At 65.2% G+C, this 14584-nt stretch carries 13 protein-coding genes and 1 tRNA gene; 2 read left to right on the top strand and 12 right to left on the bottom strand.

What is annotated here, in order from left to right; genetic code table 11:
* The first annotated feature begins 8 nt into the window (after positions 1 to 8).
* Both mrdA and rodA read left to right on the top strand, forming a co-directional pair.
* On the top strand, positions 9 to 2300 hold the full coding sequence (gene mrdA / locus E1748_RS24195) for a penicillin-binding protein 2 (protein ID WP_133649803.1): 2292 nt from the start codon (positions 9 to 11) through the stop codon (positions 2298 to 2300).
* 10 nt (positions 2301 to 2310) lie between these two features.
* A complete protein-coding gene (rodA, locus tag E1748_RS24190; RefSeq protein WP_133649802.1) occupies positions 2311 to 3459 on the top strand; it encodes a rod shape-determining protein RodA in 1149 nt (382 codons plus the stop codon).
* Positions 3460 to 3530: 71 nt separating this feature from the next.
* On the opposite strand, the gene E1748_RS24185 is transcribed toward rodA, so the two are convergent.
* The 12 genes from E1748_RS24185 to E1748_RS24130 all read right to left on the bottom strand — a co-directional run bounded on the left by E1748_RS24185 (position 3531) and on the right by E1748_RS24130 (position 14539).
* Positions 3531 to 4226: a tetratricopeptide repeat protein gene (locus E1748_RS24185; RefSeq protein ID WP_133649801.1), complete on the bottom strand. Its 696-nt coding sequence runs from the start codon at positions 4224 to 4226 to the stop codon at positions 3531 to 3533.
* Positions 4223 to 5005: an HpcH/HpaI aldolase family protein gene (locus tag E1748_RS24180; RefSeq protein WP_133649800.1), complete on the bottom strand. Its 783-nt coding sequence runs from the start codon at positions 5003 to 5005 to the stop codon at positions 4223 to 4225. Before E1748_RS24180 ends, E1748_RS24185 begins: the two co-directional genes overlap by 4 nt.
* Positions 5006 to 5182: 177 nt before the next feature.
* Entirely contained in the window at positions 5183 to 5626 is a 444-nt protein-coding gene (queD, locus tag E1748_RS24175; RefSeq protein WP_133650505.1) for a 6-carboxytetrahydropterin synthase QueD, read from the bottom strand.
* Between the two features lie 9 nt (positions 5627 to 5635).
* A complete protein-coding gene (queE, locus tag E1748_RS24170) occupies positions 5636 to 6268 on the bottom strand; it encodes a 7-carboxy-7-deazaguanine synthase (protein ID WP_133649799.1) in 633 nt (210 codons plus the stop codon).
* 60 nt (positions 6269 to 6328) lie between these two features.
* Positions 6329 to 7060: a 7-cyano-7-deazaguanine synthase QueC gene (gene queC, locus E1748_RS24165; RefSeq protein WP_133649798.1), complete on the bottom strand. Its 732-nt coding sequence runs from the start codon at positions 7058 to 7060 to the stop codon at positions 6329 to 6331.
* Between the two features lie 408 nt (positions 7061 to 7468).
* A tRNA-Phe gene (locus E1748_RS24160) sits at positions 7469 to 7544 on the bottom strand.
* 84 nt (positions 7545 to 7628) lie between these two features.
* Positions 7629 to 8318 carry a response regulator transcription factor EsaR gene (gene esaR / locus E1748_RS24155; protein WP_133649797.1) on the bottom strand — a complete coding sequence of 230 codons (690 nt, stop codon included), beginning with the start codon at positions 8316 to 8318 and terminating at the stop codon, positions 7629 to 7631.
* Positions 8319 to 10733, bottom strand: coding sequence for a sensor histidine kinase (locus E1748_RS24150; RefSeq protein WP_133649796.1), 2415 nt, complete (start codon positions 10731 to 10733; stop codon positions 8319 to 8321).
* Complete coding sequence (locus E1748_RS24145) at positions 10723 to 11313, bottom strand: DUF4390 domain-containing protein (protein ID WP_133649795.1); 591 nt, start codon at positions 11311 to 11313, stop codon at positions 10723 to 10725. Before E1748_RS24145 ends, E1748_RS24150 begins: the two co-directional genes overlap by 11 nt.
* Positions 11310 to 12743: a 16S rRNA (cytosine(967)-C(5))-methyltransferase RsmB gene (rsmB, locus tag E1748_RS24140; protein ID WP_133649794.1), complete on the bottom strand. Its 1434-nt coding sequence runs from the start codon at positions 12741 to 12743 to the stop codon at positions 11310 to 11312. The genes E1748_RS24145 and rsmB overlap by 4 nt, the downstream gene beginning before the upstream one ends.
* Positions 12744 to 12935: 192 nt before the next feature.
* Positions 12936 to 13793: a zinc metalloprotease HtpX gene (gene htpX, locus E1748_RS24135; RefSeq protein WP_133649793.1), complete on the bottom strand. Its 858-nt coding sequence runs from the start codon at positions 13791 to 13793 to the stop codon at positions 12936 to 12938.
* A gap of 104 nt (positions 13794 to 13897) precedes the next feature.
* A complete protein-coding gene (locus E1748_RS24130; protein WP_133649792.1) occupies positions 13898 to 14539 on the bottom strand; it encodes a LysE family translocator in 642 nt (213 codons plus the stop codon).
* Positions 14540 to 14584: the final 45 nt, after the last annotated feature.

Genomic DNA, 14584 nt, shown 5'->3' with positions numbered 1-14584 from the left:
GCACTCGCATGACCGAATTCAAGGACACCCAGCAGCAGCTCTCGAAATTCCGCCTGCGCGTCGCGGCGGCGGGGCTGTTCGTGTTCGTCTGCTTCGGGCTGATCGTGTTCCGCTTCCTGTATCTGCAGGTCTGGCACTACAGCAAGTACTCGCTGCAGGCGAACGAGAACCGCATTTCGGTCGCGCCGATCGTGCCGAACCGCGGCATCATCACCGACCGCAACGGCGTCGTGCTCGCGAAGAACTACTCGGCGTACACGCTCGAAATCACGCCGTCGAAGCTGAACGACACGCTCGACAACGTGATCGACAACCTCTCCACGGTGATCTCGATCGACGCGCGCGACCGGCGTCGTTTCAAGAAGCTGCAGGAAGACTCGAAGAACTTCGAGAGTCTGCCGATCCGCACGCGCCTTACCGACGACGAAGTCGCGCGCTTCACCGCGCAGCGCTTCCGCTTCCCCGGCGTCGAAGTGCGTGCGCGACTGTTCCGCCAATACCCGCTCGGACCGACGGCCGCGCACGTGATCGGCTACATCGGACGGATTTCGCAGCGCGACCAGGATCGTATCGACGACGCCAGCGATGCGAACGATCAAGACCCGGATCATTACGATCCACGGCTCGACGCGAACAACTACAAGGGCACCGACTACATCGGCAAGATCGGCGTCGAGCAGAGCTACGAGACCGAGCTGCACGGGCTGACCGGCTTCGAGGAAGTCGAGGTGACCGCAGGCGGTCGCCCAGTGCGCACGCTGTCGCGCACGCAGGCCACGCCTGGCAATAACCTCGTGCTGTCGCTCGATATCGGTTTGCAGCAGGTCGCCGAGCAGGCGTTCGCCGGCAAGCGCGGCGCGCTCGTCGCGATCGAGCCCGACACCGGCGACGTGCTCGCGTTCGTGTCCGCGCCGAGCTTCGATCCGAACTCGTTCGTCGACGGCATCGACCAGCAGACCTGGGACGAACTGAACAACTCGCCGGACCACCCGCTGCTGAACCGTCCGCTGCACGGCACGTATCCGCCGGGTTCGACGTACAAGCCGTTCATGGCGCTCGCCGCGCTGGCGCTGCACAAGCGCACGCCGGGCTGGGGCTTCCAGGATCCGGGCTACTACACGTTCGGCGGCCATACGTTCCGCAACGACGTGCGCTCGGGTCAGGGTTGGGTCGACATGAATCGCGCGATCGTCGTGTCGAACGACACCTACTTCTACATGCTCGCGCACGACCTCGGCGTCAACGCGATCGCGAACTTCATGAAGCCGTGGGGCTTCGGGCAGATCACCGGCATCGACATCAACGGCGAGGCGCGCGGCATCCTGCCGTCCACCGAATGGAAGCGCAAGGCGTACCGCAAGCCCGAACAGCAGCGCTGGTACGAAGGCGAAACGATCAGCCTCGGCATCGGCCAGGGCTACAACTCGTTCACGATCCTGCAGCTCGCGCATGCGGTCGCCACACTCGCGAACAACGGCGTCGTGATGAAGCCTCACCTCGTGAAGGAAATCGAGAATCCGATCACCCGCGACACGCACCTGACCGTGCCGAAGGACGATGGGCGCATCAACATACCGCAGGCGGACATCGACGTCGTGAAGCGTGCGATGGTCGGCGTGGTGACCAACGGCACCGCGTCGAAGCTGTTTATCGGCGCGCCGTATCAGGCGGCCGGCAAGACCGGCACCGCACAGGTGTATTCGCTGCAGGGCGCGAACTACAAAGGCCATACGCTGCCGGAACGTCTACGCGACCACGCGCTCTTCACCGCGTTCGCACCGGCCGATCATCCGAAGATCGCGGTCGCCGTGATCGTCGAAAACGGCGGCTGGGGGGCGGAAGCGGCGGGGCCGATCGCGCGTCGCGTGCTCGACTTCTATCTGGTCGACCGGCAGAAGCCCGGTGCCGAAGCGGCTGCGGTTGCAGCGGCCGCTTCGGCGACCGAAGACGCATCCGCGCCGGTAATCGGCAATGCGGCGACTCCGGCAAAGATCGCGCTGCCGGTGGCGGTCGCGGCAGGCTATACGGCGCTGCCGGAACCGGGTGCGGCGTCGGCTGCTGCTGCGGCATCGGCGGCTAGCGCAGCGGAAGCGGCGGCGATGGCGACGTCGGCTGCCGCAGCATCGGCTGCCGTGCCTGCATCGGTCGCGCGTCCGAAGATTCCGGTGCCGCGTCAGTCCGGCCCTCACAAACCGCGTCCGGCGAGCGCGCCGGCTCCCGCCGCTGCGGCGCCGTCGCGCGACGACGGTGTCGAGCCCGCGCCGCCGCGCCAGCCCGCCGCCGGCGGCATCGACGAGTAAGGAGAAAGGCATGCAATTCGACAAGCGCGCCTCGATCGACCACCTCAAGCGGATGTTCGCGGGCTTCGACCGCCCGCTCGCGCTGACGGTGTTCCTGCTGCTGTGTGTCGGCATCGTCACGCTGTACAGCGCGAGTCTCGACGTGCCGGGTCGCGTCGAGGACCAGCTGCGCAACATCCTGCTGACCTTCGTGTTGATGTGGGGCCTCGCGAACGTGCCGCCGACCACGCTGATGCGCTTCGCGGTACCGCTCTATACGTTCGGTATCGCGCTGCTCGTTGCTGTCGCGGCGTTCGGGCTCACGCGCAAGGGCGCGAAGCGGTGGATCAACGTCGGCGTCGTGATCCAGCCGTCTGAGATTCTGAAGATCGCCACGCCGCTGATGCTCGCGTGGTACTACCAGCGACGCGAAGGCGTGATGCGCTGGTACGACTATCTGGTCGGGATCATCATTCTGATGCTGCCGGTCGCACTGATCGCGAAGCAGCCGGACCTCGGCACCGCCGTGCTGGTGTTCGCGTCCGGGCTCTTCGTGATCTACTTCGCAGGCTTGAGCTTCAAACTGATCGTGCCGGTGCTGATCGCGTGCGTGATCGCGGTCGGTTCGATCGCCGCGTTCCAGGACCGGATCTGTCAGCCCGAAGTCACGTGGCCGCTGATGCACGATTACCAGAAGCACCGCATCTGCACGCTGCTCGACCCGACCTCCGATCCGCTCGGCAAGGGCTTCCACACGATTCAGGCGGTGATCGCGATCGGCTCCGGCGGTGCGCTCGGCAAAGGCTGGTTGAAGGGCACGCAGGCGCACCTCGAGTTCATCCCCGAAAAGCACACCGACTTCATCTTCGCGGTGTTCTCCGAGGAGTTCGGGCTGGCGGGTGGGATCGTGCTGCTGGTGCTGTACATGGCGCTGATCGCGCGCGGGCTGTACATCGCGGCGAACGGTGCGACGCTGTTCGGCCGGCTGCTGGCCGGCTCGCTGACGATGGCGTTCTTCACCTACGCGTTCGTCAACATCGGGATGGTGAGCGGCATCCTGCCGGTGGTCGGCGTGCCGTTGCCGTTCATGAGTTACGGGGGCACTGCGCTGACTACGCTCGGCGTCGCGATCGGTTTGATCATGAGCGTCGCGCGGCAGAAGCGGTTGATGCAGAGTTAGCGCTAGTCTCTCGAACTGACTGCGTGCGGCATGTCCATAAAACAGCCGCACGCTGCGTTCACATCACGACATCACGGCTTCTTCGGTGCTTCGTTCATCAACTGCGTTGACAGTTGCTGATACTTCAGACGCGCGGCCGGATCGCCCTGCGCCGCCGCCGCCGCATAGTACGCACGCGCGACGTTCAGGTTGCGCTCCACCCCATCGCCGCCGCGCTCGTAGAACGAGCCCGCCACATACTGCGCGGTCATGTCGCCGCCCTCGGCCGCCTTCTTGTACCAGACGAACGCCTGATGGTTGTCGCGCGTCGTACCGCGACCGTCGAGGAACTGGTTCGCCAGCGCGAGCTCGGCCAGCACGTGACCCTGCTGCGCGGCCTTCAGAAACCATCGATGCGCTTCGACCGGATCGCGTCCGACGAACTCGCCATCGTCGTACATCTTGCCGTACACGTATTGAGCATGCGACATGTTCGCGTCGGCGGCCTTGCGCAGCCACTTCTTGCCTTCGTCGGCGTCCACCGCCGTGCCTTCGCCGTTGAGCAGCATCATCGCGTAGTTGAATTCCGCGAGCCGGCTGCCGTGTTCGGCGGCCTTGCGGAACTCGACCAGCGCGGCACTCAGGTTGCCGGCGTTGTAGTCGGCGACGGCTGTGTCGGTGGCGATGTCGTGCTTTGGGCTTTTCGTCTGCGCGAACGCGGGGCCGGCCGCGAGCAGCACAGCAGCAGCCACGGTCACGCTCGCGACGCGCGTGAAACTTCGAATCATGACCGTGCCTCCTGCAGCGCCTGACGGGTCGAGCGCAACAGCCACATCACGTCCGCCGCGAGTGCAATGAAACGGAAACCCGCGTCGCGATACTGCCGTGCGCCCGCCACGTCGAGCGCGAAGATGCCGGTCGCGATGCCGGCGCGGTGCGCCGCTTCCGAGATGCGCGTGATCGCCGCCTGCACTTCCGGATGCTTCGAATCGCCGAGATGGCCGAGGCTCGCCGCGAGATCGGCGGGACCGACGAACAGGCAGTCGACGCCCGGCGTCGCCGCGATTTCGTCGACCGCATCGACCGCGCGCGCCGACTCGATCTGCACGATCGTCGCGATCTGCGCGTTGGCGTTCTGCACGTAGTCGCGCCGCATGCCGTACGCCGCCGCGCGCACCGCGCCCGCGACGCCGCGCTGGCCGTCCGGCATATGCGCGTCCGGATAGCGGGTGAGGCGCACGGCGTGCGCGGCTTCGTCGGCGGATTCGATGTTCGGGAACATCAGCGTGCGCGCGCCCGCATCGAGCACGCGTTTGACGAGCCAGCCGTCGGTGGCCGGCACGCGCACGACCGGCTCGCTCGGCAGATGCGCGGCGGCGATCGCGCGCAACTGCGACGTGACGTCGCCGCTGTCGTTCGGCGCGTGTTCCATGTCGATCAGCAGCCAGTCGAAACCGGCATGCGCGAGCGCTTCGGCGGCGGCGTCGCTGCCGAGCGACAGCCACAACCCATACAGCGGATCGGGTTCGCGCAGACGTTGCTTCAGCGGATTCGTGAAGGTGCTCATCGCGTGCCCCTTGTGCAGGTGGGCACTGCGCCGCCGCGAAGGCGGGCGAGCGGAGAGGAGCGGCGCTGGGTCAGCCCGGCAAGGACCGGGGTCGAACGACGTGCGCCGCGTAGCGTGGTAACCGGCATGTCTCGCTCCGTGTGGTTGTCGGGGCGATCATACCGTGACAATAACGCGTTAGTCGCGAACGACGTCCGCCCAGCAGTTCGGTGTTTCGTACAAACGTACGTGCTGCAGGCGCAGGTTCACGCCGTAGTGGGCGTCGTAGATGTCGGCGAGGATTTCGAACGCGACCGCGGCGAGGTTTTCGACGGTCGGGATGCGGTCGAGCACGACGGTCTTGTGACCGGGCATCGAGTCGAGAAACTCGCGCACACGCGAGTCGCCTTCATAGACGAGAAACGCGTGGTCCCACAGGTTGACGAGATGCTCCATCGCGAGCGACTTCACGTCGGCGAAGTCCATCACCATGCCGCGATCCGGCGCGCCTTCCGTTTCGACCAGATCGCCTTGCAGCGTGATTTCGAGCACGTAACGATGCCCGTGCAGATTGCGGCACTGGCTGCGGTGATCGGGAATGCGGTGGCCCGCATCGAATTCGAGTTTTCGGGTAATGGTCAGCACGGTCAATCAGGGAATGTTCAGGTACTTGTGAGTCTGCATCGACAGGCGCCACTGCGGATGGCGCTTGCACCAGTCGATCGCGAGCTTCGTGTTGAAGTCGCGCGACGGGCCGTCCATCGGCTGAACGAGGAAATAATCGAAGTCGAGCTTCGCGTAGTCGGCGAGGCGCTGGTTGTCCTGCGGCACCACCACCTTCAATTCGTTGCCTTGGGTCACGACGAGCGGCGCGTCGGCTTTCGGGCTCACGCAGATCCAGTCGATCGTGTCGAGCACCGGCAGCGAACCGTTGGTTTCGATCGCGATTTCGAAGCCGGCTGCATGCAATGCGTCGGCGAACGGCGCGTCGATCTGCAGCATCGGCTCGCCGCCCGTGCATACGACGAAGCGGTTGTCTTCGCCCTGCGGCCACAGCGACGCGATCATCGCGACGAGTTCGTCGGCGGTGCGGTACTTGCCGCCGTTCTCACCATCGGTACCGACGAAATCGGTATCGCAGAAGCGGCACACGGCGCTCGCCCGATCTTCTTCGCGACCGGACCACAGGTTGCAGCCGGCGAACCGGCAGAACACGGCCGGACGCCCGGCATTCGCGCCCTCGCCCTGCAACGTGTAGAAGATTTCCTTGACCGCGTACGTCATGCTTTGCTTCCTGATTCCTTCCTGGTGAAACTCAAGCTAGTTGGCGTTGATGCCGGTGCTTCACGCCGGCGCCGTGACCTGCTCGCCGGCGAGATACGCGTCGTAGCCGCGCTTGCGCAGACGGCACGCCGGACACTCGCCGCAACCGAAACCCCATGCGTGCAATTCGGACCGCTCGCCGAGATAGCACGTGTGCGTCTCGACGCGAACCAGCTCGACCAGCTCGTCGCCGCCCAGCTCGTGCGCGAGACGCCATGTGTCGGCCTTGTCGAGCCACATCAACGGCGTTTCGAGCAGCAGTCGCGTGTCCATGCCGAGATTAAGCGCGACCTGCAGCGCTTTCATCGTGTCGTCGCGGCAATCGGGGTAGCCCGAAAAATCGGTCTCGCACATCCCGCCGACGATGACCTTCAAGCCGCGCCGGTAAGCGATCGCCGCGGCGATCGTCATGAACATCAGGTTGCGGCCGGGCACAAACGTATTCGGCAGACCGTTCGCGGTGGCTTCGATCTGGATCTCGCGCGTCATCGCGGTTTCGCTGATCGCGCCGAGTACCGACAGATCGATCGTGTGATCGTCGCCGAGCCGTTCGGCCCACGCGGGAAACCCCTGCACCATCGCCTGGCGGAAACCGTCGCGGCATTCGAGTTCGACGCGATGTCGCTGGCCGTAATCGAAGCCGAGCGTTTCGACCGTTTCATATCGATCGAGTGCCCAGGCGAGGCAGGTGGCCGAGTCCTGGCCGCCCGAAAACAGCACCAGCGCGCTGTTCTTAGCGTCTTTGCGGATCACCGTGAAGCTCCGTGAATGATGAGTGCCGTACGTCGCGTGATCGTGTGGTCGTCGTGCCATGCCCGACGCCATCGCGCGATGCGAGCCGGCACGATGCCGGCTCGTGCAGTATAGGTCGCGCGTTTTGCACGCAACGCGCTGCACGCTTATACCGCTGATCGCCGGGCCGCGTATCCATGGATTGGCGGCACTCACCCGAACGTCGCGCACCCAAACATAAAGGACCTGCGGGCACGCTCACGGCAACGCCAGCAAGTCCTTGAAAACGTGCGATTTTATCATCGCACCGAAAGCGCCGCTGGCGGGCCGCCTTCTTCTCGCGTACCGGAGGCGCCGCATCGCGTGCGACGCTTCGGATCCAACATAAGAAAAGCCCCAGGAATCTTGCGATCTCCTGGGGCTGAATTCTGGTGGCCTGGGGCGGAATCGAACCACCGACACGCGGATTTTCAATCCGCTGCTCTACCAACTGAGCTACCGGGCCAACGAAGAAGCGAGAGTATAGCAAAGCGACAAGCCTCGCTCAAGCCCCTGCGGAAAAATTCCTGCCGGAGGGGCAAGCCGACGTTCACTCGCCCTTGTTCTTGCCGAGATCGACACCCAGCTGCTTGAGCTTGCGATACAGGTGCGTACGCTCGAGCCCAGTCTTCTCCGCGACGCGCGTCATGCTGCCGTTTTCGCGCGCGAGATGGTATTCGAAGTATGCGCGCTCGAATGCGTCGCGTGCATCGCGCAGCGGAATGTCGAACGAGATCGCCGCAGTCTGGCTCGGCAACGTGCCGCCGCCGATACCGTCGCTCGACAGCATCGGCAGTGCGGCCGCCGATGCAACCGATGCGCTACCCGCCGGCAACGCCGGCTTCGCAGCAGTGCCGCCAGGTGCCGGCGCCGCATTGCCGCGCGCGAGTCCCTGTTCGACTGCCTTCAGCAGCTTCTGCAACGCGATCGGCTTCTCAAGAAAATTGAGCGCGCCGATCTTCGTCGCTTCGACGGCGGTGTCGATGGTTGCGTGGCCGGACATCATGATGACGGGCATCGTGAGCTGCCCCTGCGCGGCCCACTCTTTCAGCAACGTGACGCCGTCGGTATCGGGCATCCAGATATCGAGCAGCACCAGATCGGGCGCCTGGCGTTGCCGGAGTTCGCGCGCTTCCTGCGCGTTCTCCGCCACCTCCACGAGATGCCCTTCGTCGCTCAGGATCTCCGAGAGCAATTCCCGGATGCCCATTTCGTCGTCTACCACCAGGATGGTTGCCATTTACGCTGCCCTTGTCTGCACTGTTGCTTTTGTCGTTCCCTGCGACGCACCACCACCTTGCGTCGCATGCGGCCCTGCGCCGGGCGCCGCAGCATCGTCTGCGAGTTGAAGAAAGAGAATCGAAATCTGCGCGCCCTCGACCACGTCGCCGGCTCTCATCCGGTTGCGTATGTCGATGCGTGCACCGTGTTCATCGACAATCTTCTTGACCATCGCCAGACCAAGCCCTGTTCCTTTGGCCTTGGTCGTCACGTAAGGTTCGAATGCGCGCGTCAGAATGCGCGCGGGAAACCCTGGTCCGTTGTCCGTGACCGTGAGCCGCACCGCGACGCGCACCTTCCCTTCCGCGTCGGGGTCTCCGTATTCTACTGTCCTCGTCTCGAGCAACACACGAGGCTCCAACGTATCGGCCACTGCGTCCTGCGCATTCTGCAGCAGGTTGTGGATCACCTGACGCAACTGCGTCGCGTCGCCGCGAATCACCGGCAGTTCCGCGAGCTCGACCGCGATCGCGCTCTTGCCTTCCTCGATGCCGTAGAGCGTTAGCACTTCGCTGACCAGTTCGTTCAGTTGCAGGTTCGCGAGCACTGCGGGTGGCGTGCGCGCGTAGTCGCGGAAATTGTCGACCATCTGCTTCATCGCGGCGACCTGATTCACGATTGTCGTCGCGCCACGTTTCAGCACGTCGGCATCCGACGGCGTGAGCTTGTCCGCGAGCTTCATCTGCAAGCGTTCGGCCGACAGCTGGATCGGCGTCAGCGGATTCTTGATTTCGTGTGCGAGACGCCGCGCGACTTCGCCCCACGCGATCGAACGCTGCGCGGAGATCACGTCGGAGATGTCGTCGAACACGACCACGTAGCCCGACGTCTGCGGATCGGCGACGCTGCCCTCGACCGCCGACACCAGACGAGCGCCACGCACGAGCAGCGTGAGCGGATCGGTTTCGCCCGGCACCTCAACCGAGAACTGCTGCTGCCAGTGTCCGCCGGCGTCACCGTCGCGGCTCGCCGCGTCGCGATCGGCAAACGCCTTGCGGACCATCGCGCCGAAGTCGGTCAGCACGCCAATGCGGTCGAGCGACGCGCCGAGCAGCGCCTGGAACGGCTGCCGGAAAATCCGCTCGGCACCGCGGTTCGCGGTGGTCAGCCGGAACTGGCGATCGAACACGAACACGCCGGCCGTGAGGTTCGCGAGAATGCTCTCGAGATACGCCTTCGAATGTTCGAGCGCGATACGGTTGTTCTCGACCAGCGCGCGCGCTTCGGAAAGCTGCCGCGTCATCGCGTTGAACGACTGCGTCAGGAAGCCGAGTTCGTCACGCGATTTGATTTCGCGCTTCGGCGTGTAGTCGCCTTCGGTCACTTCCTTCGTGCCCTGCGCGAGCAGGAACAGCGGCCGCGCGAGCTGGTTGCCGAGCGCGAGCGCAATCATCATTGCGATAAACGTGGCGAGGAACAGCGCGAGCGTCAGCGTGCCGATGTACATCTTGCGCAGCCCCGTGCGGCCGAGCGATTTCTCCTGATACTCGCGATACGCGCGCTGCACCGCATCGGCGTTGCGCGCGAGCGTCGGCGACACGGGCTGCGTGAGTTGCAGGAAGCGCTCGGTCGGCTGCAGTAGCGACGCGTTCGAATCGGGAATGCGCTGCACGATGCGCAGCCGCAACGCGCCCTTCGCGCCGTGCTCCTGCGGATCGCCGTCCACCTCGCCTTCGATCGCCGCGAACCCGCGGCCGCGTGCCTGATCGATCATCAGCGGCGTCGGCAGATCGTTCGGCACCAGCGACGAGAAGTTGCTCGATGCCTGCGCGACGACGTGCATGTCCGGTGTCGCGCCCGACATGCTGCGCACCGGCTCGACGATGGTCGCATCCTGCACGCCGAACTGATCGCGCAGCCGCAGCAGCGTCAGCGTCGTGCCGGCGGAATCGGCGCTCGCGATCTGCTCGGCCATCAAGCGGCCCTTGGTCTGCAGATCGGATAGCGACGCGTCGAGCATCCCGCGTCCGAGGTTCAGACCCGACGTCAGCGCGGTCTCGACGTTCACGTCGAACCACGACTCGATACTGCGCGACACGAACTGATACGACACGACGTAGATGATGCCGCCCGGCACTACGCCGACCAGCGCAAAGAAGAATGCGAGCTTCGCGAGCAGCCGCGTGCCGAACTTCCCGCGCCGCAGCCGCAGCGCGATGATGCCGACCAGCACCGCAACGATCAGCATGAAGATCAGCGCGACCGCGATATTGGCCGCGTAGAGCCAGCCGTAGTAGCGGTCGAAGAATTCGGTGTTGGCGCTCGCGGCCGCCAGCAGCACGAGCAGCAGCACGGCCGTCACGCCGACCGTCGACACCAGCACGCGCGCGACGATGCTGCTGACACTGGTGACGCGGCGCACTCTATTTAGCACGTTCGGTCACCGTAAAGACAAAGCGCTTCCAGTCGGAAGAGAGGTTCCAGTCGCGGTTGTTCACCGCGTCGATCTGGAACGGCTTGGGCATCAGCGCGACGTCGAGCTGCATGCGCACCGACGCGTTGTAGGTCTCGCCGGTGTGGACGTCGTTGCGGTCGATCACATGCCACGACGTGACGTGCTTGATCACCGCGAGCGCGTCCTTGAGCGTCGGGAAGCCGAGCTGCAGACCGCCGCTCGACACGCGGTATTCGCGCGTCAGCGGCTGGAACGACAGACGGATGCTCTGCGAGACGTTGACCGGCTGCTCGTCGAACCAGTACCAGCGCGGGCGGCTCAGTTCGAAATCGGTCGTGAAGTAAAGCGGGATGCCACGGTTGACCGCGTCCTCGAGGCTGCTGTTCAGCTCGAAATCGAAACGCGCGTCGAGGCTCCAGCCGTTGTTGTCCGACTGCAGCGACGCGCGCTGCACGGCGATCGAATCGGCGCGCGCCTGACCGGGCGCGGTCAGCCACACAGCCAGCGCGATCCAGAGCACGGCCGCAAGCCGAAGCGGGAAGAGGCGTTTGATCGTCACCGTTTCTGAAAGCGCGCGTAGAAGAATCCGTCGTGGTCAGCGTGCTGGCCGGTGTCGTGCCCGGCCAGGGAACCGGCCGATGCGTCGGCGGGCACGCGGGCGGCCGTCGGCAGCAGTTGCCCCGGCGCGTCCAATCGTACCGCATCCTGGTATTGGTTTCCAAACCACTGTGCCTGCAACTCGCCTTCTTCGGGAAAGATCGAGCACGTAACGTAGAGCAATTCGCCACCGGACTTCAGCAGCGGCCACAATGCGCCGAGAATGCGCCGCTGGTCATCGACGAGCGCGGGGATGTCGGACGAGCGCCGCAGCCAGCGGATGTCCGGATGACGCCGCACGATGCCCGATGCCGAGCACGGCACGTCGGCGAGAATGCGGTCGAACGGTGTGCCGTCGTGCCATGCGGCGGGGTCGCCCGCGTCGCCGATGCGCACTTCGGCCGTGAGTTGCAGACGCTCCAGGTTCTCGCCGATACGGGCCGCGCGCGAGGCGTCGCTTTCGAGTGCGACGACGTCGACGCCCGCGAGCTCCAGCAGATGCCCGGTCTTGCCGCCGGGCGCTGCGCACGCGTCGAGGACGCGCATGCCGTCCCGTGCACCGAGCAGTTGTGCCGCGAGCTGCGCGCCCGCATCCTGCACCGACACGACACCGTCGGCAAAGCCTGGCACGCGATCGACCGGCACCGGCGCATCGAGCCGCACCGCGTGCTCGCCTGCCCGCACGGCGCCGATGTCATGCTCGCGCAGCAGTTGCAGATACGCGTCGACGTTCGTGCGGCGCGCGTTCACGCGCAGTGTCAGCGGTCCCTGCACGTTGCCGGCGGCGAGTACCGCCTGCCATGCATCGGGCGACGCGCGCTTCACCGCATCGAGCCACCAGTGCGGATAATTCCAGCGCGCGACTTCATTCGTCTGTAACTGCGCGACGAGCGTGTCGCGCTCGCGCAGGAAACCGCGCAGCACGGCATTGACGAGTCCTTTGGCAAACCCGAATTCGCGCCGCGCGCCGATCGCCTCGACCGCCTGATCGACGACGGTGAACGGCGTGTACGGCGGCGTTTCGTCGTCGCGGGTCAGCAGCAACGCGAACGAGCACGCGAGCAGGTTGCCGACGTGCGGCGGCGGCGCCTTGTTGACGCGCTGCGCGATCAGCCAGTCGGCGGCGGCGAGCCGGCGCATCGTCGTGTACGCGATGTCCTGTATGGCCCCGCGCGACAGCAACTCGACACCGCCGCTCTTCACCGACGAAAAGATGCTTTGCAACGCAGCCGGCAGCGCCGCGCCCGTGCGCACTGCGCCGACGGCCTGTGCGGCGCAGTCGAGCGCGAAGCCCAGAGAGTCGGGAGCGAGATGCAGCGCCGACAGACGGGGTTCGCTAACGGGTGCCGCAGGAGACGGGCGGGAACGATGCTGCGCAGGCTTTCGGGTCATGGAGAACGGACAGACGGGCCGCGCAGGCCGCGCGACACAAACGGCCCACATTGTAGCGTGACGCGCGGCGGCGCCTGACATGAGGGAATACGTTTGCGCGGGACTATTGGAAGTCACGCGATGTCGCGCTGTAAAAAAGAACCCGGGGTTGCGCCCGGGTTCGAGGGGTTGGGTACAGCCGTGCCGGATGCGTTATTCGAAGCGCCCGGTGCGCGCCATTTCCATCAGGCGTGCAACGCGTTCCTCGGTGGCCGGGTGGGTGCTAAACAGACTTGCAATCCCGCCGCCACTCAGCGGATTCATGATCATCATCTGCGCGGTGGCCGGGTGCGCCTCGGCCGTCGGGAACGGGATGCCGCTCGCGTAGCGATGAATCTTGTCGAGCGCGGTAGCAAGCGACTGCGGATCGCCCGAAATCTGCGCGCCGCCGCGGTCTGCTTCGAACTCACGCGCACGCGAGATCGCCATCTGGATCAGCGCACCCGCGATCGGCGCAAGCAGCGCGACTGCAATGCTCGCGATCGGATTCGACGGACGACCGTTCTCGTCGCGGCCACCGAAGAACATCGCGAAGTTCGCGAGCGCCGAAATTGCGCCGGCCATCGTCGCGGAAATCGTCGAGATCAGGATGTCGCGGTGTTTGACGTGCGCCAGTTCGTGCGCCATCACGCCACGCATTTCACGCTCGGACAGCACGCGCAGGATGCCGGTGGTCGCGGCCACCGCCGCGTGCTCCGGATTGCGGCCCGTCGCGAACGCATTCGGCGCGTCCTCGTTGATCAGGTAGACGCGCGGCATCGGCAGATTGGCTCGCGTCGCGAGTTCGCGCACCATCCGGTAGAACTGCGGCGCGCTCGCCTCGTCGACCTCCTGCGCGTTGTACATGCGCAGGACCATCTTGTCCGAGAACCAGTACGAAAAGAAATTCATCCCGAGCGCGATCAGCAGCGCGAGCATCATGCCGCGCTGACCGCCGATCATCCCGCCGATGACGATGAAAAGGGCCGTAATCGCGGCCATCAACACCGTGGTTTTGACCCAATTGAACATGTTCACCACTCCTTGCCCGAACGCCGGTACCTATCTCGCGCCGAGGATCGGCGACGATTCATTGTAAGCGATCTGTTAGATAGGGGCGCGCGAGGAAAATTCAATTAGCGAGTTGCAGTGGCGAGCCGGACGCCGAGACCGACGAACGCGCTGCCGACTGTACGGTCCAGCCACCGCTTCACGCCCGGCTTGCCCGCGAAGCGTTGCGTGACGCTACCCGCGACCCACGCGACGAAGCTGTTCCAGACCGTGCTCATCGCGAGGAACACGACGCCGAGCGCGAGAAACGCCCAAGCCTTGTGTGCGGTATCTGCCACAACGAACTGCGGAAAGAACGACACGAAAAACAACACGACCTTCGGATTCAGCACGTTGGTCCAGAAACCCTGCAGGAACAGCTGACGCAGCGACTTCGGTGCACCGGCTGTGCGCTCGCCGCCTTGTACGGGGGCTGCCTGCTGCCGCGTGAAGATCAGGCGCACGCCGAGGTAGATCAGATACATCGCGCCGACGAACTTGATGATCGTGAACGCGGTCGCCGATGCCGCGAGCAGCGCGGTCAGCCCGAACGCGCAGGCCAGCGTATGCACGCAGCAGCCCGCCGAAATGCCGAGCGCAGACACGAGACCGGCGACGCGTCCCTGCGCGACGCTGCGCCCGACGATGTAAGCGGTGTCCGGCCCCGGCGTGACGTTCAACAGAAACACGGCGACGACGAAGAGACCGAAATGGGTGATGCCGAACATGGGGACCTCGGAAGCGGGGACTTACGACGGAAATTCTACGCGCCG

This window comes from Paraburkholderia flava (assembly GCF_004359985.1).
Classification (GTDB): Bacteria; Pseudomonadota; Gammaproteobacteria; order Burkholderiales; family Burkholderiaceae; genus Paraburkholderia; species Paraburkholderia flava.
Note: the sequence above shows the minus strand (reverse complement) of the source record. Positions and strands in the feature narration are given on the sequence as shown.

What these genes read in the sequence shown, in the direction of transcription:
- mrdA (WP_133649803.1), top strand. Translation starts at nt 9, where the DNA reads ATGACCGAATTCAAGGACACCCAGCAGCAGCTCTCGAAATTCCGCCTG.
- rodA (WP_133649802.1), top strand. Translation starts at nt 2,311, where the DNA reads ATGCAATTCGACAAGCGCGCCTCGATCGACCACCTCAAGCGGATGTTC.
- E1748_RS24185 (WP_133649801.1), bottom strand. Translation starts at nt 4,226, where the DNA reads ATGATTCGAAGTTTCACGCGCGTCGCGAGCGTGACCGTGGCTGCTGCT.
- E1748_RS24180 (WP_133649800.1), bottom strand. Translation starts at nt 5,005, where the DNA reads ATGAGCACCTTCACGAATCCGCTGAAGCAACGTCTGCGCGAACCCGAT.
- queE (WP_133649799.1), bottom strand. Translation starts at nt 6,268, where the DNA reads ATGACGTACGCGGTCAAGGAAATCTTCTACACGTTGCAGGGCGAGGGC.
- esaR (WP_133649797.1), bottom strand. Translation starts at nt 8,318, where the DNA reads ATGGCAACCATCCTGGTGGTAGACGACGAAATGGGCATCCGGGAATTG.
- rsmB (WP_133649794.1), bottom strand. Translation starts at nt 12,743, where the DNA reads ATGACCCGAAAGCCTGCGCAGCATCGTTCCCGCCCGTCTCCTGCGGCA.
- htpX (WP_133649793.1), bottom strand. Translation starts at nt 13,793, where the DNA reads ATGTTCAATTGGGTCAAAACCACGGTGTTGATGGCCGCGATTACGGCC.
- E1748_RS24130 (WP_133649792.1), bottom strand. Translation starts at nt 14,539, where the DNA reads ATGTTCGGCATCACCCATTTCGGTCTCTTCGTCGTCGCCGTGTTTCTG.